Source organism: Grimontia sp. NTOU-MAR1 (genome assembly GCF_035758505.1).
Classification (GTDB): domain Bacteria; phylum Pseudomonadota; class Gammaproteobacteria; order Enterobacterales; family Vibrionaceae; genus Enterovibrio; species Enterovibrio marinus.
This window is the reverse complement of the sequence record NZ_CP142108.1, coordinates 951785-974283: the sequence shown is the minus strand read 5'-3', so window position 1 is coordinate 974283 and position 22499 is coordinate 951785. Positions and strand designations below refer to the sequence as shown.

General features: G+C 48.2%; 15 protein-coding genes, 2 tRNA genes and 1 pseudogene. 7 read left to right on the top strand and 11 right to left on the bottom strand.

The window, feature by feature from the left end; all coding sequences use genetic code 11:
• Positions 1 to 14: 14 nt before the first annotated feature.
• The 5 genes from VP504_RS04400 to VP504_RS04380 form a co-directional block, all read right to left on the bottom strand.
• A complete protein-coding gene (locus VP504_RS04400; RefSeq protein ID WP_325893122.1) occupies positions 15 to 731 on the bottom strand; it encodes an AraC family transcriptional regulator in 717 nt (238 codons plus the stop codon).
• A 155-nt stretch (positions 732 to 886) separates the two neighbouring features.
• Positions 887 to 3553, bottom strand: coding sequence for a DEAD/DEAH box helicase family protein (locus tag VP504_RS04395; RefSeq protein ID WP_325893121.1), 2667 nt, complete (start codon positions 3551 to 3553; stop codon positions 887 to 889).
• A 160-nt stretch (positions 3554 to 3713) separates the two neighbouring features.
• Positions 3714 to 6938 carry a glycoside hydrolase family 3 protein gene (locus VP504_RS04390; RefSeq protein WP_325893120.1) on the bottom strand — a complete coding sequence of 1075 codons (3225 nt, stop codon included), beginning with the start codon at positions 6936 to 6938 and terminating at the stop codon, positions 3714 to 3716.
• A 658-nt stretch (positions 6939 to 7596) separates the two neighbouring features.
• Positions 7597 to 8784: a mannose-6-phosphate isomerase, class I gene (manA, locus tag VP504_RS04385; protein ID WP_325893119.1), complete on the bottom strand. Its 1188-nt coding sequence runs from the start codon at positions 8782 to 8784 to the stop codon at positions 7597 to 7599.
• A gap of 111 nt (positions 8785 to 8895) precedes the next feature.
• Positions 8896 to 10803: a fructose-specific PTS transporter subunit EIIC gene (locus tag VP504_RS04380; protein WP_325893118.1), complete on the bottom strand. Its 1908-nt coding sequence runs from the start codon at positions 10801 to 10803 to the stop codon at positions 8896 to 8898.
• 506 nt (positions 10804 to 11309) lie between these two features.
• On the opposite strand from VP504_RS04380, the gene VP504_RS04375 reads away from it, so the two are divergent.
• Positions 11310 to 12155: an AraC family transcriptional regulator gene (locus VP504_RS04375; RefSeq protein ID WP_325893117.1), complete on the top strand. Its 846-nt coding sequence runs from the start codon at positions 11310 to 11312 to the stop codon at positions 12153 to 12155.
• Here the strand turns inward: VP504_RS04375 and VP504_RS04370 are convergent.
• The 3 genes from VP504_RS04370 to VP504_RS04360 all read right to left on the bottom strand — a co-directional run bounded on the left by VP504_RS04370 (position 12147) and on the right by VP504_RS04360 (position 13706).
• Positions 12147 to 12917, bottom strand: a complete 771-nt coding sequence (locus VP504_RS04370) for a PTS sugar transporter subunit IIA (protein WP_325893116.1) — start codon at positions 12915 to 12917, stop codon at positions 12147 to 12149. The genes VP504_RS04375 and VP504_RS04370 overlap by 9 nt on opposite strands.
• Positions 12914 to 13216: a PTS fructose transporter subunit IIB gene (locus VP504_RS04365; protein ID WP_325893115.1), complete on the bottom strand. Its 303-nt coding sequence runs from the start codon at positions 13214 to 13216 to the stop codon at positions 12914 to 12916. Before VP504_RS04365 ends, VP504_RS04370 begins: the two co-directional genes overlap by 4 nt.
• Before the next feature lie 70 nt (positions 13217 to 13286).
• Positions 13287 to 13706: a cysteine-rich CWC family protein gene (locus tag VP504_RS04360; protein ID WP_325893114.1), complete on the bottom strand. Its 420-nt coding sequence runs from the start codon at positions 13704 to 13706 to the stop codon at positions 13287 to 13289.
• A 125-nt stretch (positions 13707 to 13831) separates the two neighbouring features.
• Between VP504_RS04360 and VP504_RS04355 the strand changes: the two are divergent.
• A pseudogene (locus VP504_RS04355) lies at positions 13832 to 13981 on the top strand (ABC transporter ATP-binding protein); the annotation flags it as partial.
• Between the two features lie 327 nt (positions 13982 to 14308).
• Positions 14309 to 15658 carry a dicarboxylate/amino acid:cation symporter gene (locus VP504_RS04350; protein WP_325893113.1) on the top strand — a complete coding sequence of 450 codons (1350 nt, stop codon included), beginning with the start codon at positions 14309 to 14311 and terminating at the stop codon, positions 15656 to 15658.
• Positions 15659 to 15719: 61 nt separating this feature from the next.
• Here VP504_RS04350 and VP504_RS04345 read toward each other — a convergent pair whose 3' ends face one another.
• Positions 15720 to 17099 (bottom strand): bifunctional NUDIX hydrolase/phosphatase PAP2 family protein, encoded by a 1380-nt coding sequence (locus VP504_RS04345; RefSeq protein ID WP_325893112.1) that lies wholly within the window; start codon positions 17097 to 17099, stop codon positions 15720 to 15722.
• Between the two features lie 234 nt (positions 17100 to 17333).
• On the opposite strand from VP504_RS04345, the gene VP504_RS04340 reads away from it, so the two are divergent.
• From VP504_RS04340 to VP504_RS04325, 4 genes are all read left to right on the top strand, one after another.
• Positions 17334 to 17424: transfer RNA gene (locus VP504_RS04340), tRNA-Ser, on the top strand.
• A gap of 42 nt (positions 17425 to 17466) precedes the next feature.
• Positions 17467 to 17543 (top strand) — tRNA-Asp (locus VP504_RS04335).
• A 461-nt stretch (positions 17544 to 18004) separates the two neighbouring features.
• Positions 18005 to 18700, top strand: coding sequence for a VC0807 family protein (locus VP504_RS04330; protein WP_325893111.1), 696 nt, complete (start codon positions 18005 to 18007; stop codon positions 18698 to 18700).
• A gap of 441 nt (positions 18701 to 19141) precedes the next feature.
• Positions 19142 to 20350 (top strand): NupC/NupG family nucleoside CNT transporter, encoded by a 1209-nt coding sequence (locus tag VP504_RS04325; protein ID WP_325893110.1) that lies wholly within the window; start codon positions 19142 to 19144, stop codon positions 20348 to 20350.
• Between the two features lie 167 nt (positions 20351 to 20517).
• Here the strand turns inward: VP504_RS04325 and VP504_RS04320 are convergent, their stop codons facing one another.
• Both VP504_RS04320 and VP504_RS04315 read right to left on the bottom strand, forming a co-directional pair.
• Positions 20518 to 20910 (bottom strand): hypothetical protein, encoded by a 393-nt coding sequence (locus VP504_RS04320; protein ID WP_325893109.1) that lies wholly within the window; start codon positions 20908 to 20910, stop codon positions 20518 to 20520.
• A 182-nt stretch (positions 20911 to 21092) separates the two neighbouring features.
• Positions 21093 to 22484, bottom strand: a complete 1392-nt coding sequence (locus VP504_RS04315) for an aldehyde dehydrogenase family protein (RefSeq protein WP_325893108.1) — start codon at positions 22482 to 22484, stop codon at positions 21093 to 21095.
• Positions 22485 to 22499 lie beyond the last annotated feature (15 nt).

Below are 22499 nucleotides of genomic sequence, written 5' to 3'. Positions count from 1 at the left end.
GCTAAAAAGCCGCTTTATTCCCTGTTACCAGCCAAGACTCTTGGTGACATGCCGAAGTGTGTTGAAAAGCGGCGGCTGAACGCTGAAAGATCACGATAACCAACCCGCTCGGACACTATCTGCACAGGTAAATCCGTGTGAGTCAGCAGAGCTTTAGCTTTCTCCATACGTTGCAAAGTGATGTAGTGGAAAGTACTTATACCGAGCATTTCTTTGAAACGCTTTTTGAATTGGGTTGGGCTCAAACAAGCTTGTGCTGCGAGAGATTGAATGGATAGTTCGGTATCTAGGTGCTCGACAATGTATGCCTGTACTTTACGGATACGCGGATCAGGCACATCGTTACTTTTCTGCTGTGCAAGCAAACAAGAGAATACACTGAATATCGCTTCTTCCAGTAATTTATCAACCTCATTCTCTAGCTGTTTTTCCACGAAGTAGAGGTAACTGAGAAAAGGCGCACTGATGGAAAACACCGCGAAATCAGGTGTAGTGATATTGTGCGGTAGCTCAGTCATATCAGCTACAATAAACCTTGCTGCTTCGTTGGCGCGGAAGTGATGAAAAGTACCAGCTTGAATCACAATACATTCGCCAACAATGACAGCGCCAGAATAGTTATCTAGCTCAATCTGGACTGTGCCTTTAATGGGCAGAACCAGTTGATGGTAGTTGTGCGCATGACCCTGTCGCTTGCGGGTGTAAGCGCGAATACTGAGGCTATTTTCCATGATTTCCGTGCCATCCTTGAACCGGAAAAGTGCGTTTTGATGACTCTGACATTAAGGTAAAAACAAACGCGCAGCAAACCACTGGTTTGAGAAACAAAAGGTAATCATGAAAACTGGTATTATCAATTCAAATTTCAAATAGTTATTAAAGACTTTCAGTTCCAGCGATCCTGACGTTTGACCTCGTTTTCGAAGTTGGACGAAAAGGCCTTCATTTTGGCCTGTAAGAGCGCCTGCCTCCCTTGCGGTGTTCTTGTGTAGATCAGCTCAGATAAGCTGACGCGCTGACACCAAGCCTTATAGAAGATCATCGCAGTCTCTTTCTTTGCACCAAACCGAAGAGGAACAGCATGGTAATCGTCGCGCTTGGTGCCTAGAAATTTGCCTTCCCGAATCACCAAATACCTTGGGTTGTCGATCGGCGAAACAATCTCATGCATGCAATCGGCGAATATCGAAGACTCATAGAAACTGCAGCCAGACAGGGAGAGATAAAATTGCCCATCTGCTGTTTCATAGACATTGACTTTCATTCTGCGGATAGAGGTTTCTACAAATCCTGCCTGACAAAGCGCTTCTGCCAATGCCACACCCATTTGTTTGAGTGCCCCATCTACGGGCAAGAAACGTAACAAGGTTTTGGTGGTCGCGATGGTTTGCGGAAATTTGTAGATAAGGGTGGCAGTGAGTGCCATAGCCAGCAGTAACAATACGTTGCTAGAGCTTTGGAATAAGTGCACCGTCCAAAAAAAGGTGCCGGACAAGGCGATCAACAGCTGTGAAAACAGATAGCGCCAGCTGTTTTTGAGCATATACCCACGGAGCGCCTGAATTTGTGGTGTTTTGACTGATGGCAATACCCTCGCAGAGCCTTCTACTGTTAGTGCCTTCTTCCAGCGGGCACCCACGCGTTCAATATCTTTAAAGCGCTGGCTCATTTGCGAGTTGTTGGCGAAAATTGGTGAGGTCCCTGTTTGGACGTAATCACTCTTTAGCCATCTCGCTGCCATGCGGTCAAAGCCGCTTTCAATGGTATCGTCTTTCTCGGATAGGCCGACAAAAGTATCAAAGCGTCGCTTGAGGTTGTCATAGTCAGACCAACCGGAAAAAGCCTTTACGTTGATGGCGGCAAGATGCCAAATCGAACTGATTTTATCCGGCGCGCTTTTGTCGATACGGATAGCCCGCCCGCGCATTTGATTGGTGAGCATAAACGAACCGACTGAACTGGCGAGGATCAACGAATTGATTGCAGGTGCATCCCAACCTTCGCCCAACAGCGAACGTGTGCCAACAAGTACCTTGAGCTTGCCTTCCATCAGCAGCGCGGTAAAAGCGATGGTCAGTTGGTTTAATGGTGCAGTCACTTTCTGATATTGCCCCTCATAGCCCATGGCTTGGGCTTTAATTTTGTCATGACTAATATGCTTGATGAGGTCGGGCAATAGTGGAGTGGGAATAATACTCAGACGACCAGTCAGCAAACCTACCTGATCACGAATTGGTGAGTCTGAGGTAATGGTTTTAAACACGGGCCACGCGCCGAGATTGGTTTCTCCAGCATCGATTTCTGATGTCAGGTTTTCGTCGCGGATATAGTCAGTCAAAAAGACCTGCCGCAAGGATTTTCTACGTTTTTTAAGTTCAAGGTGATGAATCTTGATGCAGGCCTCTACCTTGGCGCCGCTTAACGCAAGCGATCGCTCATTGCGACGTGAACGCTCAAGTGATAATTCGCGTTTGTAGAGGAGCTCATTGGCTCTGAGCTGCCTCTTTAAATCATCGATAAATGACAGATGCTCTTCGCCATGCTGGAAGGTATTGGAGAAAAGAACCGTTTCAATTAATACCTGCCACCAATGTCGGCCAAGCTCTGGAATATCAGTGGCTGTAAGGTCCAACAGTGTTTTCAACTGCGCATCGAGGGGCAGATTTTTGGCTTTCAGAAAACTCAGCAATGCGATGGCGATTTCGGGTTGCTTGATCACTGCCAGCTCAAACTCTCCCTCATTCAGCCAAGGGTGAGCAAGCACGACCGCTTCGAAGGTTGGGTTATCGAACATTGATTGGCAAAGGGTAGACACTTGCTCGTCGTATTCTTCGATTTGTTGACTTTCTTTTTGGGTCGCGTTGCAGGCCCAGACATAATCCTGATGGGCGCATAGAGTGACTGCTTTCACCAATTCGGGGACTGAGATTTCTTCGTCAATGGGGCCACAAAGTTGTTCGTACCGTGACCATTCATGGCCTTGGGCATCATAAGGTGGTGTGGCAGTCAGCGAGACCAGCGTGATGTCGGGGATTTCCTGACATACTTTTTCTAGTGCCCGCCACCATTCGTTGCGAAGGTGATGGGCTTCGTCGAGGATCAGGACTTTAATCTTGTGGATTTGCAGAAGCTGAATAAAGCAGTCAACTTCTTCTCCTTCCAGTCCATCGTCGTCTTCTAGCGTCGCGGCTTCGTCATTTTCACTGTCCAACACGTCGGAGAGCTTGGTGTGCAGAGCCTGATAAGTGATGGAAGTGAGAGTCTTCGGCTCTGCAATAGAATTGCTGACCCAAGGCAATGCATGTACCGAGTCGGTATCGCAAAAATCTTTAAGACGGTCAATCCATTGGTCGCGTATCACGCGGGTTGGAGAGAGCACCAGAGTCGGTTTCCCCAATAGTCGGAACACCTCCAATCCCAAAGTAGTTTTGCCTGCGCCAGGTGCAGCGACGATGTGCAGTCGTTGATCGTTGAGGTGCTCATGAATGGCATCGAGCACGCGGGATTGATAGGGACGCCACGGATAGCAAAACGACATAGATTTGAACGGCATGGATTCCTTTCCACATAATCTCCAGACATCAAGATGTTACCGTATCAGACCTGTCATCTCTTTTGCATGGGCTGGAAAAACGGAGGTTAGTCGGAGGAATTGTCGAGAAAGACAAAAAAAGCCCGCCGAAGCGGGCTTTGGGAACAATTTATGAGTGAGCTTATTGCTCCAGTTTGATGTTCCTGATGCGGTAAACCACGCCAGCTTGTGACGCATTCCAGTCAGACAAGGTGGCGAACGGCGTATTCACTTTGGTGATATCTAAAGCGCCCGTGTTTAGTTCCGCAACGGGTACTGAAATGGCGTGCCATTGTCCAGTAGTAAGGCTGCCCAACGGATAGTCATTGCCAGAGCCAGCTGTCGATTCCATCTTAACGACCAATTCTTCGGTTTGGGTTTCACCAGGGTTTGAAGGTTCACCATAGGTTTCGATGTAAATATCGAACGTCAGGTTGCCTGAAGTGAAATTAGACAGGTTTAAGGTTTTACCCTGCACCAGCACCAAGCCTTTGTAATACTCAGGGCTCGCCGCATCGTAAGTAACGGTGAACTCGTGAGTGGTATCAGAAGGATCGTTGCCAGTCACGACGACATGGTCGGTCAAACCTTCCCAAGTGTCGGTACGTGCTTGCCAAGTGTTAATGTTTGGCTCCCACGTTTGCCAGATATCAATGAGTCCGCCTTCCAGTGGAGGTTCGACAGGGACTTTCAACGCTTCACAGGTGATGGCGTCTTCTGCTGCATCAAGACTACGAGGCACATAGCGAATCTCGCCCAGATTGAACTCAACCTCACCGTCTGAATAAATCAGGAAGGGTGTGTTTAGGATCTGGAAGGCCATGCCTTCGTCAGCAAAGCACTGCAGAGGTATCTTGATGGTCGTCCACTTGGTTTCGTTCTGGCCGCTTGGCGCAGGCAAGACTTTGTGGATAGGCACCTGACCCAGACACGGCCACTCACAGTGAGTAGCGAGAATCATGCTTTGCGGCGCGGTTGATTTCATGTCTATATCGAACTGCAGGGTAGCGTCTGAATTGAGGTAACTTTGCTTGTCGGTTACCTGCTCATCCGCCGTTTGCATATAGATCTGCGCTGGCGCTTCACCCGTGAACTTCACATTCACTGCATCTTGCTGGTGGAGGTGGTCAATCGGCGTGGTGGTGATAGAACCAATCGTAGTTGGTGTACCGTTAGATACGGTTTCGCCGACCCAGCCATTCGATGAGCCTGCAATGCGAGGTGTAAATTCATCATCGGCTGAACGACCAAAAATTTCCAGATTGGTGGTCGCAATACCGTCATCTGGTGCATCCAGGCCACAACCGTATTCGCGGGGATCGAGTGGCAGATTATCCAGATCGGTTTTCAGCTTACTGCTTTTCCTCTTGTTGTAAGAAAGGCCATAGCCGTAAGCGAACAATGGAGCGTGGTCGCCTTCGATATCCTGCTCCATTTCCGGCGTTTCGTAGCTGACCAGATTCGGTGCTTTGCGGTTGATTGTGGTAGAACACTTGGTTTTTGGCCAGGAGAAAGAAAGACGACCGCGGAAGTCTTTGTCATCAACACCAAAAAGCACGTCAGTGATACCGCCCGCTTCTGTGCCTGGTAGCCACGCAGCCACAAAAGCATCAGAGTGGTTAATCTCTTCGTTTACATAAAGTGGGCGGCCAGAGAAGAAGACCGTGATGACTTTAAAACCTTGATCTTTGAGCGACTTGATCAGGCGAAGGTCGGTACCATAAGAAGATTTCAGCGTGGCATATTCCAACGTCTTGGTTTTGTTGATATCACCAAACATTTCAGCGTAAGGGTCCTCCCCAATCACGACGACCGCGGTGACACCTTTTGGTGCGGAAGACACATCCGTAAAGACATTCTCTTCACCGACTTGAGCCTGCATCGCCATCAACATAGTGGTAGCACCCGGAAAGTCACGTTCTAGCGTGTTTTCGGTGCCCTGCCAGGTCAAGGACCATCCGCCTGTTTGTTTCTGGATATCATTGACCGCGCTACCGACTACTAGATATTGCTTCTTGGTAGAAAGGGGAAGCGCTTTGTCTTTATTCTTTAGCAGTACCAGTGATTGGCTGACAGCTTTACGCGCAAGTTCGCGGTGTGCATCAGAGCCTAGAATATCCTGCTTGCCAGCTAGGCGACGCAAGCTAGGTTGAGGCTTCTTCCAAAGCCCTGCACGCATTTTTACACGAAGAATTCGGGTAACGGCATCATCGATTCGGGTCATTGGGATAATACCGTCATTGACCTGATCGATTACATTGTGGTAGAACGCCTGCCAGTCTTTACGGGCGGTGACCATAAATATATCGTTACCGGCCAGCACGGCTTGAGGGCAGTTACCTGCGGTACAGCCGTTGATCTCGCTGTGACCATTCCAGTCGGTGACAACCAAACCATCAAAGCCCATTTTGTCTTTCAGTACATCATTAACGATGTACTTACTGCCGTGAAGCTTCTTGTTATAATTGTCGGTGCCCATAACATCGTAATTACTATCGTTGTACCAGGAGTTGAACGAGGTCATGACCACTTGTGCACCTGCATCCAGCCCTGAGAAATAGCCAGTTGCATGAATATTGCGAAGATACTCCTCGCTGTATTCATTCATGCCGCGGTCGACACCGTCAGTGGTACCACCATCCCCCAGCCAATGCTTGACGTTAGAGATAACGTGACGCTCACTTTTCAGGCCTTTTACGCCGCCTTGCAGGCCTTCAACCATCTTTCCAGCGTACTGATAAACGATTTCGGGATCCTCTGAATAGCCTTCGTAAACACGCCCCCACCGATAATCACGCGGGGTAGCGACAGTGGGTGCGAATGTCCAATCAAGGCCGGTTGCAGCGACCTCGCGTGCAGTGGCTTTACCGATTTGTTTGATAAGTTTGGGGTTGTTAGCAGCACCAAGGCCAATGTTATGTGGGAAGACAGTGGCTTTGAAAACATTGTTGTGGCCGTGCACGGCATCGGTTGCCCACATGAAAGGAATACGGAAACCACGTTCTGCATAAGCTTCTTCAAGGGCAAGATAGTATTTGTCCGCTTCTTCCGCCCAGTCCTGTGCTGTGGCGTATTTATTGCCGTCGGGCCAGCCTCCACCTCCGTTAAGAATGGAGCCCAGTTTGTATTCTTTGGCTTCTTCAGGTGTCACGCTGCGAAGGTCGGGTTGGATCATCTGGCCAACTTTCTCTTCCAGCGTCATTTGCGCGAGTATTTCCGCGACCCGGCTTTCAATCTCCGGATCTTTTTTAATGGCGCTGTTAATCTGCGGCCAATCCGGGAAATAGGGGACTTTCGATTCTAGAAAGCAGCCCGACACAATAGCCAGTGACGTTACTCCTGACACTATAATTTTTCCTTTGAGCATAGAGCCCCTCCGAGGGTAGTCAGTTCCAGTTAGACTGCGTGCTCACTATCTCAATTGCCTGTGAAAGCGCTTTCTTTAAGTGTGAGATGACTCCCTCGAGCACACTAAATACTGATACATTGCCTGTTCAGTAATAGGGGGCTGTTGACCTTTGATGGTTAAATTTTGTTCTAGCTATAAGCGTTTTAGGCGCGGCGAGGTGTTTGCCGCCTAGTCATTCTAAGCAAATACACCTCAACAAAGCATAAAACGGTTAGAGCAGAACCCTTCTGGCAGCGTTTGTGGGGAATTTCTGCTGCGTTATCGTCTTCTCATGTAGGCTAGCTACACATCGAAGCCTCTGCCTTGCATAAAATCCCCACAAACTGCTGCAAAAATCATCACCAAAGGTCAACAGCCCCTAGGCATAGTAGGGCTTTTCGTTATGTTAAACATAGCAAACTAAGCCATTATTTTAGCGTATTTGGCATTAGCAACACTTTCTCAGATGGTGGAAATACATTGTTAATTGATTGTTACATATCTCATTGAGCCATCTACAGAGCGACAGTAGCGTCAATGGACTGTCATGATGGGGAGCGCACATTGTTCTTTAAATAGGAGAAAAAGAAGCCCAGCGTTTGCCGGACTTTCTTATCTTAGGGGGATTCAGGTGTGACTAGTTATAAGCGCGGGCAAATAAGCCGGCACAGGTAGTTTGATAAACACCGACATAAGCAGGGATGAATACCGACTCGCCTTTGCCCAGTGTGACACTTTCACCGTTGTTGTGTGTCACCGTCAATGGCGCATCAATAGCAATCAAGATCTCTGCACTTTGAGTGCTCAAAAGCTCATTTTGAGTGTTACCGTAAACGCTGAACTTGAAGTCTGGTACCGGAATTGGGTAATGCTGTGCATTGCCCTCGATACTGGGTGCCAAAAGAATGGTGTCTTTCGGCATCGGTAAACAGCGGGTACAGGAAATCAGTTCTTTTACATCCATATGCTTTGGTGTCAGGCCCGCTCGTAAAACGTTGTCTGAATTCGCCATGATTTCCAGCCCGGTGCCTTTGATGTAAGCATGCGGTGTGCAAGCATCAAGGAACATCGCTTCGCCCGGCTGAAATGTTAGCGTGTTCAGGATCAGCGGTGAGAACAGGCCAATATCGCCAGGGTATTGCTTAGACAGTGTCAACAGTAACGCAAACAATTCATCAGTTTGGTTCGCATCTGCATAGGCCAGCAGTTTTGTTACGGCTGCATTTTTGGCTTCGCCTTCCAGAGAAAGAAGTGCACCGAAGAATTCGCTCAAGCCTTGTTCGTTTTGATTTGCTTCAAACGCTTTAACCAGCGATGCCAGCTCTTCGATGTTTAGCTGGTGGAAGAAATCCAGAATTTCACTGTAATCACGAAAGCCGTTCATTGCAGTGTATTTGGTCAGTGCGAAAACCAGTTCTGGCTTGTGATTCGGATCTTTGTAGTTGCGAAAGCTTGCTGAAAGGGGAATGCCTGCCGCTTCTTCTTTTGCAAAACCTGCTTCAGCCTGTTCCTTGCTTGGGTGAACCTGCACCGAGAGTGCTTTTTCTGCGCACAGAACTTTGAACAGATAAGGTAGTTCGCCAAATTGTTGGGTAGTGGATGCGCCCAGAATGTTCTCCATGTCTGAGCCAATGAAATCTGACAGCAGGGTTTCTTTACTATCGACAGCAATTTTTGAGCACCCATTTGGGTGGGTGCCCATCCAGATTTCTGCCTGTGGCTTGTGATCTGGATTTGGCATATCAAACAGTTCAGTCAGCGACGTGTAACTGCCCCAGGCGTAATCCTGGATAACGTTTCTCAGGGGGAAAAATTGCGTTGTCATTGTTTGTCTTTAAGCCCTTAAAACCTGACAATAAGTCTACCAAATTATGTCTGTGCATAGCTGATATTGTGCAAAATAAAACGCTCCCGATAGGGAGCGCTATTCATTTGGTTATGCTGTAGCTACTTCGTTTTGCGTTTTCGCCTGACGCATTTTCTTGAGAGAAACAGCGACCAGCGCGGTGACGATTGCACCTACTGCCATACAAGCCAGAGCCAGCAAAGGTTTATTCATTGCACCCAGAAGAGCAACAACTGGACCACCGTGCGCCACACTGTTGGTGATGCCGAAGGAGAAGGCCATCACTGCGGCCACCATTGAGCCGATAACGTTAGCAGGAATCACTGACATTGGATCTTGCGCCGCGAATGGAATCGCACCTTCAGAGATACCAACCAAACCCATTGCACCTGATGCTTTACCCGCTTCGATTTCAGATTGTTCGAAGATGTTGAACTTGCGGCCGATCACGGTAGCCAGCGCCATACCCAGTGGAGCGACCGGAATTGCACACGCCATTGCCCCCATGAACTGTGTTTGGCCGCTTGCAATCATGCCTACTGAGAAGAGGAATGCCACTTTGTTGAATGGACCACCCATGTCGAAGCCAGCCATACCACCCAACACAATACCCAGTAGGATAACGTTACCTGTGCTCATACTGGTCAGCATGGTGTTCAGACCTTCCATCAGTCCAGCGATTGGCGCGCCGATAACGAAGATAAACAGACCAGCAATGAAAAGGGATCCTGTGATAGGTGCAATCATGATTGGCACCAGCGGCTGGATAAACTTGTGATAGTCGCGGGTAGCCACCCATTTCACGAAGTAACCAACCAGCAGACCCGCAACGATAGCGCCGATGAAGCCTGTACCCGCTTCTGCGCCGTAGAACGAACCGTTATTGGCAATCCAGCCACCAATCAGGCCCGGAGCCAGACCCGGACGATCAGCAATCGCGTAAGCGATGTAGCCAGCAAGGATTGGAATCATCAAGGTGAAAGCCACCACGCCCACATCCAGGACTTTGTTCCATATACTGCCGGAAGGGATCGCCATGCCCGCTTCGGTAGGCTGACCGCCAATTGCCAGTGCCAGTGCGATTAGAAGACCACCTGTTACCACGAATGGGATCATGTGAGATACACCATTCATCAGGTAGCGATACAAATCAGAACGTGCCTGTGAAGCTTTGCTCTCAGACGACTCAGATGCTTTATCATCAGCAGAGGCAACGTATGCTGGGGCATCGAGCGCTTGATTGATCAAGCCTTTTGCATCTTTGATTGGCGCTTTAACACCGGTTTTGATTAGGCGTTTGCCAGCAAAACGGGTCATGTCCACCTGCTTGTCACAGGAAACGATAATCGCTTCTGCGCGGGCAATTTCTTCCGCAGTCGGGCTGTTTTTCACGCCGATAGAACCATTGGTTTCTACCTTCATTTCAAAGCCCAATTCCGCTGCACCTTTTTCCAGAGCTTCTGCCGCCAGATAAGTGTGTGCAACACCAGCAGGGCAACCAGTCACACCAATCAGCAAACCTTTATTGGCTTCTGGTGTTTTCAGCTCTTCTTTTTTCTCAAGTAGCAGAGCTAGCGCCTCTTTAGCGCTTTCGGCTTTCATGAAGCTTTCGATAAAGCCATCTTCAATCAGTTTTGAAGACAGTTCAGCCAGCACTTCAATATGGTGGTTTGCGCCGCCGTCTGGCGAAGCAATCATGAAAAAGAGTTTTGAAGGCAGACCATCTTCAGCGCCGTATTCGATGCCTTCGCGGCTGATACCGATAGCAACAGCAGGCTCAATTACCGCTGCACTCTTTGAGTGCGGCAGGGCAACGCCATCTTCGAAACCGGTGTTACCCAGTTCTTCACGTGCGTGAATATCAGCCAGGAACTGTGCTTTGTCGTTGACTCTGCCCTGAGCATGCAGAAGTTCAATCATCTCTGTAAAAACGTCTTCTTTGGACGTTGCTTTCAGGTTCAGGCAAATCAGATCTTCATTGATTAGCGATGTAATCATGATGTCTATCCCTCAAAAGTTTTTGTTTTTAACGGTTCTCACCAATACATATATTTTCCCGTTTTAGCGCGCACTGTTTGAAGAGGAGAGATAAGGCTTTTGCTGGATATTTGTATCATTAAAAGTGAGGTGTGATCTTGTTCTCAGTAAGAGAAGAGTTACTTTTTTGCAAGAGATTCTATAAAATACAATTTTAAACAATGATTTATATTTATATTATTATCTATTTGATTGAGGTGGTCATTTTTAGAAATATTTAACCGCTAGAGATTAGTAACTTTAAAATGGCGTCAAAAGGCCTGTTTTTGGTGAGCTTAGTCACGCATTGGATGTGTGCTGTAGAGACTCTCTGGCTGCCCAAAGGGTTCTGCTCTAAACGTTTTATGCTTTGTTGAGGTGTATTTGCTTAGAGTGACTAGGCGGCACACACTTCGCCGCGCCTAAAACGTTTATGGCTAGAACAAAATTTAACCACCAAAGGTCAACAGCCCCTAGATAAAACAACCATGAGTCAGGTCTTTCAATTACTGCTGGAGAATATTCTGGCAGAGCGCGAACATTTCAATCACGTCTGGTTTGCCAGTGATCAGGTAACACCACCTCAATTCAGTTATCAGGTCAATTTTCCCCGGGTTGAACTGGTGATTAGCGGTGAATATCCCAACCTTCTGGAAAATCCCGACAAGTCGATCACCGAATCAAAACTATTGGCAGGGGATGCTTTGTATGTGCCGCCAAACAGCTGGAATAAACCCAACTGGGACACAGACTGCTCTGTACTGAGTCTTCTGTTTGGTAAGCGCCAACTGGGCTTCAGTTTGGTGAGTAAGGCCAAGAATCAACCGGGCTTCTATGATGTGCAAAAGCACAGTCTCCAAACCCGAACTGGCCATGCGATTGACCACATTCTCGCTGCGCTGAATACACTTGCCAAAGAGCCCGTGCAAACGCCGATGGATGGATATCTGCTCCACGCGCTGTTGAGCTATTGCCAGCAGATGCTCACTGCGCCGACAGCAGCTACGCGCAATCGGGTGGAAGATTTGTATCAGGGGATTTGTATCTACATTCAGGAGAACTTTCACCGCCACATCACGCGCGAGTCGATAGCGCATCGCTTCAATATCACGCCGAATCACCTGTCGCGGCTTTTCCGTCAGCAAGGCCATATGCGGATGGCGGATTACATTACCTGGGTGCGGATAGATCGCGCCAAGTTCATGTTGAAACGCTATGACTTTCGTCTTGCGGAAGTGGCGACCCGTTGTGGTTTTCAGGATGTGAATTACTTCTACCGCGTGTTTAAGTCCAAAACTGGCATGACACCGTCTGAATATCGGGGCTCAGACTGACGCATTGGAAAGGGAATGAACGATAATGGTTTCCAGAATATCCGTATCCTGATTATCGGTCAGATAGCGACAGAAATGTTTTTCTAATAGCAATTGGGAAAAGCCAGAAAAGGCGAGCACATGCTCGCGAACCGGCGGCGCAGGGAGCATCATTCCTACCACCCGCGTCACTTCACCGCGCTTTGAGCCCCAATCCAATGGCAACGCTGTGGTCGCTATCATCAGATGCGCCTTGCTGACATTCGGTGAAATGATATGGGGCAGTGCAATGCCATTGCCCATGCAGGTTGCCGAAACACTCTCCCGTTTACATAGCGCATTGAACAAGTCTTCCTGACTGGTAGATTCATTCATTGATACTCTCAGCGCGAACTCTGCCAATAACGTATGTTTATCCAATGGAGAATTGTCAATGCGGTGGATACAGCCCGTGAAAGGCAGGGTGACATGATTAGAAGGCTCGAACGGCGCACTGTTTTTACCACCGGAAAGGACGTGAGCATGTTCATCCAGAAAATCGGTGAGCACCATGGAAGCAAGCTCGGCATCAGACCCTTCAATCAATAACTGGCAGAGATCGCCAGGCTTGATACTCAGGCTCATCATCCGAATAGGATGTTCGACGCTGGCTTGTTTGCGTTGGGAGATATTGCATAACATAGTGACAGATCGGAAATACCCCGCCATCGTTTTCAGACGGTTCAGCCTCCATGCTGCCAAGCCTTCTTCATCAACAAAGAAGGTTATCCTCCGGGTGATCATAACGACTTGCAGCGCTCCAATACTTTCAAAGGATCCGTCAGGACTTCTTCAATGGTCACACAGTGGATTTTACTGCCCGAGAATCGGGCGCGGTCTTCTACTTCAATGTCGGAGGCAATCAACACCACATTGGCACGGGCGATGTCTTGAATGCTGAGAGGATTCTCAATGCCCATCGCACCTTGGGTCTCAACCATGATTTGAATATCGATTTGTTGTGCTGCTTTTTTGAGTTCAGCGGCAGCCATGTAAGTGTGGGCAATGCCTGTTGGGCAGGCGGTGACTGCAACGATTTTCATTTTTCTGGATTGCCTCGTTTGGGTGAAAAAACGGCGTATTTTCAGCGAAGAACTTCAATGAGTCCGTGATTTAGCCCACTTTGTTGTAGCCTGATGGCTCTGCTTTGCCGTATGGGCAGTGGCGACAGCCGTTTCCGCAACAGGTGCCACGGCGTAAATGGTACCAAGCTGAGAATACATAGAGTCCACGTTCGATGGTGTAATCCAGTCCTTCCACTAACTCCTTCTCCTCGCGATAGGGCTTTGCCAGACGAATCAAATCATTGGTGCTGTATTCCTGATAAAGGGTTTCCAGTTTCTCGTTGATGCGTTTCGCCAGGCAGTTTTTACACAGACACGAGAGGTTGTCCTCTGCTGCCGGAGGAAGAATATTGGGATACTGCATGCACCAGCATTGACCTGATTCAGCGGTACATTCAAGTGCGTTTCCGCACTCAGGACATTGACTCATGCTTACCACGGGTTCAAGAAATGAGCGGGGATTATACATGAAAGGATGCCGGCGATCCTTACCCCATTCTCTGCGATCTAATTCACTCTTTTTTTAGGACTTACTTTACTGCAAAAATAAATGATAATGGTTTGCATTCAATATTGTTTTGAGAGTGAATCTGCATGGCAAGTGAACATGCCTTTCATATTGACCCTTTGTTAAGCGTTCGAGATCTGTGCGTTGACTACATCACAGATGATGGTCATTTCCGTGCGGTGAAATCGGTCAGTTTTGATATCGGCCGAGGTGTAGTTTTCGGTTTACCGGGGGAACCCAGTTGACTCTTGTTTGCCTTTTTTCTCATACAACAAATTTAGTTAACACCCTGTTAACAGAAACTGCATTTACACTCAATTTCGAGACAAAGCCTTCTTTGAATTCAGGATATATCTATTGCCAGTCGTGGACTTTCCATACATAAGTCTTTCGCTGCGGATTGATTTTTAAGCTAATCAAATCACTTTCTCATTGAGTGAGTGGAATATCTCTCCTTGTGACTATTTATGCGTAATTAGCTTGTGCAGATTTTGCCAATTGACAGTTAATTAGACAAAAGAAAGAGTTTTCACGACTGCATAACTAAAATCATGGAGGTAATTATGGTAGATGCTGCATCAAACGGTGATGGCAAGATGAGCCTAACCGCCAAGGTTATTGTCGGCTTGGTAGGCGGTATTATTCTTGGACTCGCTATTAACATTCTGGGCTTAAACCCAGCAGGTGGATTTGTTGAGACCTACATTACAAACGGTTTGTTCCACGTTGTGGGAAAAATGTTTGTTAACGCGTTGAAAATGATGGTTGTTCCGCTGGTACTTTTCTCGCTAATTTGCGGGGTTTGCGGGATTGGTGACATTAAAACGCTTGGCCGGGTGGGTTCTAAATCCTTTGGTCTTTACATTCTGACTACTGCTGTTGCTATAGCCGTTGCAATCATAATCGCATCAATCAGCGGTATCGGTACTGGCATGCAAATGGCGGCTGATACCGCATTCTCGGGTCGTGAAGCACCGCCACTTTCTCAAGTACTTATCGACATCATCCCAAACAACCCAGTGAATGCGCTTTCTGAGGGTGAGATGCTGCAAATCATCTTCTTCGCGATCCTGATGGGTGTGTGCATCTTGATGGTGGGTAAAGAAGCGAAGAAAGTGGTTGAGCTGGTGGAAGTGTTGAACGAAATCATGATGAAGATGGTTACGCTCATCATGGAGATCGCTCCTTACGCAGTGTTCTGTTTGATCGCCAAAGCCATGGCTAACCTCGGTTTAGGGCTTTTCGTTGAACTGATTGGCTACGTGGTCGTGCTGATTGCTATTCTATTACTGCACCTCTTTGTGGTTATCCCGACCATTCTGAAAGTCTTCTCTGGCCTGAACATCGTGACCTTCATGAAGAAGGCGCGCAACATGCAGGTATTCGCTTTCAGTACTGCAAGCTCGAATGCGACTATTCCTGTTACGCTGCGCACCGTGACTGAGCGTATGGGTGTGAAGAACTCTGTCGGTTCTTTCACCGTTCCGTTCGGAGCAACTATCAACATGGATGGTACGGCGATTATGCAGGGTGTGGCGACGGTATTTATCGCCAATATCTATGGCATTGACCTGGGTGTTGGTGGCTTCCTGACCGTTATCTTGATGGCTGTCCTGGCTTCCATCGGTACCGCGGGTGTACCAGGTGTTGGTTTAATCATGTTGTCGATGGTATTCGCGCAGGTTGGTCTGCCGCTGGAGGGCATTGGCTTGATTCTGGGTGTTGACCGCCTGTTGGATATGGTGCGTACTGCGGTTAACGTGACCGGTGATGCGGCGGTAAGCTGTATTGTTGCGAAAAGCGAAGGTAAGCTGGATGAGTCTATCTTTAACGACCCGACTGCTGGTGTTGTTACGCATGTGGAAATTGATCACGATGCGGAAAAAGAATTGGCAGATATCGCCAAAGGCTAATAAGTCTGATAGTTGAAAGAGCGCCTCTGGGCGCTCTTTATTGTGGCGGGCTGTTGGCGAATTATCTGCTGAGTTTAGGAACCAACCAAGATAACAACACAGCCAACAAGGCAAACCCCAGTGTGGTTGCAGCAAGAATTTCGATACTTGAGTTGGACACTTGCCCAGTGCCGCCAATCAGCCCGGCGATTCCCGCGACACTGACAAATGCCCAAATGAAACCCTTCTGACCTAAAGGTGCATCAATAGTCGGGATTTGCTTTTTTGTCAGGAATAGCATCACAGCGAAAGTCAGTGAAAAAGCCGCACAGTAGAGAAAAGTTGGCTGGATCTGGGTGGCGGCGAGCGGAAGGGTGACAACGGTAATCAGAGCCCACAATACTGGTGAAACAACTTTGCTCTGGTGTTGAGTCAAAGCGTGTGAAACTGACACCACCAACGTACCAATCACGGCTCCGGCCAGCACGTCGGTAACATAATGGACACCAAGATAAACGCGGCTTAATGCCACCAATGCCGACGGTATTAACCAAATAGCGAGATATCCCTTACCTGCTTGTTTCAACCACAGATAAACCAGTCCCCACACTGCGAAGGCTGTCGCTGTATGGCCACTCGGGAAAGCGAAGCCTGAAGCGCTTGTAAGCTGAAGATCTGGGAACAGATAAAAGGGTCTGGGAACAGCAAAATGCAGCTTTGCGAAGCTGACAATCAAGGTGACAGCGACGGTTGTAAACATCAATTGAGAAACCCGTTTTACGCCGCCAGCTGCCATTGCAATTGGGATAAGCAAGAAGAACAACACGCCGCTTCCCATTGCCGAGGACGCTGTAAGCAGTCCACCCCAAATGGAAGGCATTGCTTTGATGGCTTGTTGGAACGTTTGGTTAATCGATGCATTCCATACATTGAACTCAGCACTCATATGACTGAACTCTTCGAAGTGGGCGGTTTCACTGGGTGTAGCTGTTTCCAGCCAGGTTGGGATCATTCTTATCTGATCGGGGAATCGGACTTCTTTAATGTCTACCGAGCTTGGTTTCATCATGGAGACGTTGCGAACTTCCCGGCCGAAATGCTCCGCTTGCCAACTGGCCACCATAGCATTGCCATCTTCCTGACTGTGGATGGCAATAGGGGATAGGGCACGACAATCAAACAAAACGGCTCTATCTAATCGTGCAAACTCTTTGACTACTTCAACCGCAATACCCGTCTCTTCGAGGGTTTCGCGGATCGCAGCGTCAGCGGGGTTGTCACTATCTACAAAGCCGCCAGGTATTGAAATTCGGTTATTTAGAATATCCCGGGTGACTAACACGCGGCCTTGGCCATCTGAGACTATACAGGCTGCGCCTCTGATGATTTCCGGTTGTTCGGTAGCAAATGCAGGTGAAAGGGCAAAAAAGCAAAGAAAGAAGGTGAGCAGTTTTTTTGTCATCGCTATGTTCGAATTGTTTTAGATAACGGGCATTCTAGCAGTCACTGACATTCAGGGGACGAGAAAGTTTAAAATTCGTTTTGAAGGTTAATTTCCCATTTTTAAGATACTGGGTTTTCTGATGTGCAGCAAGAAAATGCACACTTCTTGGTGGCTTTTTGAGCATTTGAATTAAAACATGCAAAAAGGGGGTTTACAGCCTTCCGAGACCTCGCTAATATTCGCCGCACTTACGGAGAGATGGCTGAGTGGTTGAAAGCACCGGTCTTGAAAACCGGCATACGTTAATAGCGTATCTAGGGTTCAAATCCCTATCTCTCCGCCACATTCTGGAAGTTGGGCTGTAAAGCCGGATTTCACAAGAATTGGAGCGGTAGTTCAGTTGGTTAGAATACCGGCCTGTCACGCCGGGGGTCGCGGGTTCGAGTCCCGTCCGCTCCGCCAACACAATGAAGCCTCGACAGAAATGTCGGGGCTTTTTTGTATCTATCAGATTCCAAGAGGGGGGCTCTCACGAGCCATGCGGCTTGAGTCCCGCTGGAGCGCCAGCCCAGCCGTTCCGCCAACGATTTAAGCCTGATGCGAAAGCGTCAGGCTTTTTTCTTATACGCGCCCCAGAAAGTGCTGCGCACTTTGGGTCGCGTCCGGGCGCCCGGCGCGTTGAATCCCATTCGCTCCGCCAACACAACCAAGCCTCGACAGAAATGTCGGGACTTTTTTGTATCTCAAAATCCCAGTCACTCGAGCTTTTTCGGAACCTTTTACATCAAATAGCTGCCTGAAGAACTAGGGAATCGACACATGTCGTTACACAGGATGAGGTATCCAACCTTTACATCTCGTGGCTGTCAGGGAACAATTCAACAAAGCCTGAAAAATAACATGGCGCTTTAAACTGGAAGATTATGAGTAATACCGAAACTAAAAAGCCGAACGCATTGTTCGAAATTGTCTTTAACGTATTTTTGCCTTCATTCATTTTGATGAAGTTTAGCGGTGAAGAACACCTTGGCACCGTAATGGCGTTGGTTGTGGCGCTGGCTTTCCCGGTAGCATATGGTGGCATGGAACTCATCCGCAGTAAGAAACTGAACCTGATTGCTGCACTGGGCTTTGTCAGTGTGCTGCTGACGGGGGGGATCGGCCTTCTTGAACTGGACACTCAATGGCTGGCGATTAAGGAAGCGTTGATTCCTGGCGTAATTGGTCTGGCGGTACTCATTTCTACCTTCACGCCTTACCCTATTGTGAAGAAGATGATCTTCAACGACACGCTGCTCAACCTTGAACTTATCAAAGAACGTTTGGCACAAACTAACAATACCGAAGCGTTTGAGCGTTGCCTGACAACGTCCAACTATCTGTTTGCCAGCACTTTCGTTTTCTCATCAGCGATGAATTATTTCCTCGCAACCTGGATTGTGACCAGTCCGGCAGGCACAGTGGCATTCAATGAAGAACTGGGCAAGATGACGCTCTATAGCTATCCAATGATTGCGATCCCAAGCATGTTGATGATGCTTGGTATTTTCTACTACGTTTGGCGTCAGGTACGTGCGATGACCTCACTGGAGACTGAACAAATCTTCCATTTGAAGTGAGTTTAGCTCAATGATAAATCGACAAGCCCGGTTTTCTAGCCGGGCTTTCTCTTTGTTAGTTTTTATCTAAATCAGCCTTTTGTGCTTGTTCTGTAATCAAACCATGAAATTTAACAAAAGCGATCATTGTCACGCACGGTTTGGCTTTGCTATATTCTCTGCCCGGTTAAAGCGAGCGCTTTTCGTTAACGAATGGCGTGAATAACCAAGCTTTCAATCGGCTGCAAAATGGAAACTTGCCCCAAGGAACTGGGCCCAGCGTAACTGTGAGCATGAATACCCAAACAAACTACATCCTGTATCTTCAGGTCGTTTGGGTATATGGGCCTTTGATATTCGTCTTGGGGTAGGACAGCATTTGCAGCCTCCTGCCATGTTGCCTTTGCCTACGCGCGTCTAATCAAACCCTCCAAAATCCAGATACAATAGCAAGGTAACATAATGCAAATCTTCTACAGCTTGGCCGGCGTATTGGCCCTGTTGGCGTGTGCTTACGCACTATCAGACAGTCGTCGTGACATCAATTGGCGAACTGTTCTTGGCGCTTTCTCTCTTCAGGCCGGCTTCGCCGCGCTGGTTCTCTATTTCCCCCTTGGTCAATCTCTTCTCGGTTCAATCAGCAACGGCGTTTCAGGATTATTAGCTTTTGCGGACGAAGGTATCAGCTTCGTTTTCGGTGATTTAGCAAGTGGCAATTTCATTTTTGCTATCCGCGTTCTTCCTCTTATCATCTTCCTTTCCGCCATCATTTCTCTTCTCTATTACCTTGGTATCATGCAATGGCTGATCAAAGTGATTGGCGGTGCAATTCGACGTTTTCTGGGTACTTCTCAGGTTGAGTCTTTGGCTGCGACCAGCAACATTTTCCTTTCCCAGAGTGAGTCTTCACTGGTTATTCGCCCATTCCTGAAGAACATGACCCGTTCAGAGTTGTTTGCCATCATGGTGGGTGGTATGGCTTCTGTCGCTGGCTCTGTTTTAGGTGGTTATGCTGCTCTTGGTATCGAATTGAAGTACCTGATTGCGGCGAGCTTTATGGCTGCTCCAGGTGGCCTCTTGATGGCAAAGATGCTGGTGCCAGAGCGTGAAGTTGCGATTGACCAATCAAACATCGAGCTAGAGAAGAGTACAGATGTTAACGCGATTGATGCATTGGCATCCGGTGCAATGAACGGTGTGAAAGTGGCCGTGGCTGTCGGTACCATGTTGATTGCCTTCGTGAGCGTGATTGCAATGGTAAACGCTGGGTTTGAAATTGTGGGTACTTGGTTTGGATATGACGGTCTGACGCTACAGTTGATCTTCGGTTACCTTTTCTCTCCACTGGCATTTGCAGCGGGTATTCCTTTGAATGAAGCGCTCAGTGCGGGAGCACTGATTGGTCAGAAGACAATTCTTAACGAATTCGTTGCATTCATGGATTTTGTAAACGTGAAAGACGCGCTGACAGAGCACAGCCAAATCATTGTCACCTTTGCTCTGTGTGGTTTTGCCAACATTGGTTCGATTGCGATTAACCTAGGCTCAATCGGTGCTATGGCTCCAGGGCGTAGGCAGGATGTCGCAAAGCTAGGCTTCCGAGCCGTAGTGGCGGCGACTTTAGCTAACTTGATGAGTGCTGCGCTGGCAGGCGTGTTTATTGCGTTATAGCTTGTTCAAGCCAAAGAATGAAGAAGCCCGCTACGGTGGGCTTTGTTCTTCGCCTTCGAGATTGTTTTCACGGGTAAGATCATCCCTACTCCTGCCAACCACCTCAAAGTGCGCAATGTAGAATTTCAAATCTTCGTGCTCATTGTGTTTTGCCTTCATTTTTGCGTTCACATGGACCAAATGTCCGGCCGTGTGCCTAAGTTTAAGCGCACCTTCCCTTCGGCATTCTTCACTTCTTGGAAAACCACTGTAACGCCATCTTCCGGAGTCTCCAAGCTCCGGCTATGTGCAATCAGTGTATCCCCCTGATCAATAGTCAGATAGGTCAGATCTTCATGCGTGACAAAGCGATCTGTCATCTCTCTAATGATTGTATGATTCTTTTCAAGCAAAGGAATTTCGAAGGTAACAGCAACAAGCCCAGCGAGTTCTTTTGCGCGGTAATTCATTTCCTCTTTGCGCGCATCGCCCAGATAACCGATTGTTATTGTGATAAACGTAAGGATGACGGCTGTAAAGATGAACGCGGTTAAGAGAATCGCCCTAGCTCGGATATTCACGCCGTCTCCTGTGCTGTAAAATTGAGATGTATGATTTAACTATAAGACATTTTGCCTAAGCTATCTGATATGGAGGGAATTCAACGAAACTGGGATGTAAAAGAATAGGGTGACCCACCCAGTGTTGAACGCTGTCGCTGGTAACAGGGGTGGGTCAGAGGGATAGATTTAAATAGGCCTTCTCACAAATGCTTGCTCTTAAACACGAGCATCTTGTCCCTTGTCATTTCATGCATGGAATATTGAATGCCACCAAGGCCCACACCAGAAGCGTCGCGGCCGCCAAATGGCATCCAGTCGACACGGAATGCTGTGTGGTCGTTTACCATCACTGCAGTTGCGTTGAGTTGCTGAGTGACATTCAATGCGTCTTCTAAATCGTTGGTAAACACCGCTGCTTGAAAGGCATATGGCAATCCATTTGCACGGTCAATAGCCGTTTGTTTGTCAGCATAAGAGTACACGCACACCACGGGGCCAAAGATTTCCATTTGGGAAACGCGGACGTCATCCGGTGGGTTGAGTAATACGGTTGGCGCGTAGCAACTCTCGGAGATTTTCTTGCCACCACAAAGCAATTCAGCACCGCTTTTTACTGCTTCCTGCACCCACTCGTCAACACGTTCGACTTCGCGCGGCAGAATGAGCGGACCGACTTCTATATCCGGATCCAATGGATCACCGACCTTCATCTTTTCTGCTGCCTGTGCAAGTCTTACCGCCAGTTCACGACAAAACCCTTGCTGTGCGTACACTCGCTGGACAGATACACAAACTTGTCCTGCATGGTAGAAGCCGCCTTTGGCAAGCATAGGTACGACCTCATCAATATTGGCGCTGTCATCAACAATCACAGGGGCGGCACCACCATGTTCCAGTGCACAGCGTGTGCCCGGTGCGAGTTGCGATCTCAGCATCCAGCCTACTTTTGCAGAGCCAATAAATGAAAGAAAGTTAACCCGTGAATCAGAGACCAGTTTGCTGGAAGCGTCGTTGTCGCAAACCAGTGCCTGACACCAACCTTTGGGTAAGCCCGCTTCATGCAGGATCTCAACTAATCTCAGGCAAGATAGGGGTGTGGTTAGCGCGGGTTTTACAATCACAGGACAACCTACTGCCAATGCAGGAATGACCTGATGTACGATTAGGTTGAGTGGGTGATTGAAAGCACTCACAGACGCTACGACACCAATTGGCTCACGAATCGTGAAAGCCATGCGATTTACTGATGCCGAGGTTTGTCCCATCGGGATCTGCTCACCTTTGATTTGCGGAATATGTTCAATGGCCAGCTTTACGCCGTTGATGGCACGCAGCACTTCTACTTTGGAGTCGATGTAGGGCTTACCACCTTCTTCCGCAGCCATGCGTGTGAGTGACTCTACCTGAGACGACATGATTTCAATCACACGTTCAAGAATCTCAATGCGCTGATATGGCGGCATCCATGTGTTTCTGTCGAGAAACAGCGTGTGCGCTGTCGCCAGCGCTGTTTCTACATCGTCGGCTGTCTGCATTGGCAGCGACCGAATCAAACCGCCATCATAGGGGCGATAGACGTTCAGTTCAGACATGATGTTTACACTCTC

Bases quoted from the DNA above. Each gene is read 5' to 3' on its own strand.
- VP504_RS04315 (WP_325893108.1), bottom strand. From the start codon at position 22,484: ATGTCTGAACTGAACGTCTATCGCCCCTATGATGGCGGTTTGATTCGG.
- VP504_RS04365 (WP_325893115.1), bottom strand. From the start codon at position 13,216: ATGAAAATCGTTGCAGTCACCGCCTGCCCAACAGGCATTGCCCACACT.
- manA (WP_325893119.1), bottom strand. From the start codon at position 8,784: ATGACAACGCAATTTTTCCCCCTGAGAAACGTTATCCAGGATTACGCC.
- VP504_RS04395 (WP_325893121.1), bottom strand. From the start codon at position 3,553: ATGCCGTTCAAATCTATGTCGTTTTGCTATCCGTGGCGTCCCTATCAA.
- VP504_RS04360 (WP_325893114.1), bottom strand. From the start codon at position 13,706: ATGTATAATCCCCGCTCATTTCTTGAACCCGTGGTAAGCATGAGTCAA.
- VP504_RS04370 (WP_325893116.1), bottom strand. From the start codon at position 12,917: ATGATCACCCGGAGGATAACCTTCTTTGTTGATGAAGAAGGCTTGGCA.
- VP504_RS04380 (WP_325893118.1), bottom strand. From the start codon at position 10,803: ATGATTACATCGCTAATCAATGAAGATCTGATTTGCCTGAACCTGAAA.
- VP504_RS04345 (WP_325893112.1), bottom strand. From the start codon at position 17,099: ATGACAAAAAAACTGCTCACCTTCTTTCTTTGCTTTTTTGCCCTTTCA.
- VP504_RS04390 (WP_325893120.1), bottom strand. From the start codon at position 6,938: ATGCTCAAAGGAAAAATTATAGTGTCAGGAGTAACGTCACTGGCTATT.
- VP504_RS04325 (WP_325893110.1), top strand. From the start codon at position 19,142: ATGCAAATCTTCTACAGCTTGGCCGGCGTATTGGCCCTGTTGGCGTGT.
- VP504_RS04375 (WP_325893117.1), top strand. From the start codon at position 11,310: ATGAGTCAGGTCTTTCAATTACTGCTGGAGAATATTCTGGCAGAGCGC.
- VP504_RS04350 (WP_325893113.1), top strand. From the start codon at position 14,309: ATGGTAGATGCTGCATCAAACGGTGATGGCAAGATGAGCCTAACCGCC.
- VP504_RS04400 (WP_325893122.1), bottom strand. From the start codon at position 731: ATGGAAAATAGCCTCAGTATTCGCGCTTACACCCGCAAGCGACAGGGT.
- VP504_RS04330 (WP_325893111.1), top strand. From the start codon at position 18,005: ATGAGTAATACCGAAACTAAAAAGCCGAACGCATTGTTCGAAATTGTC.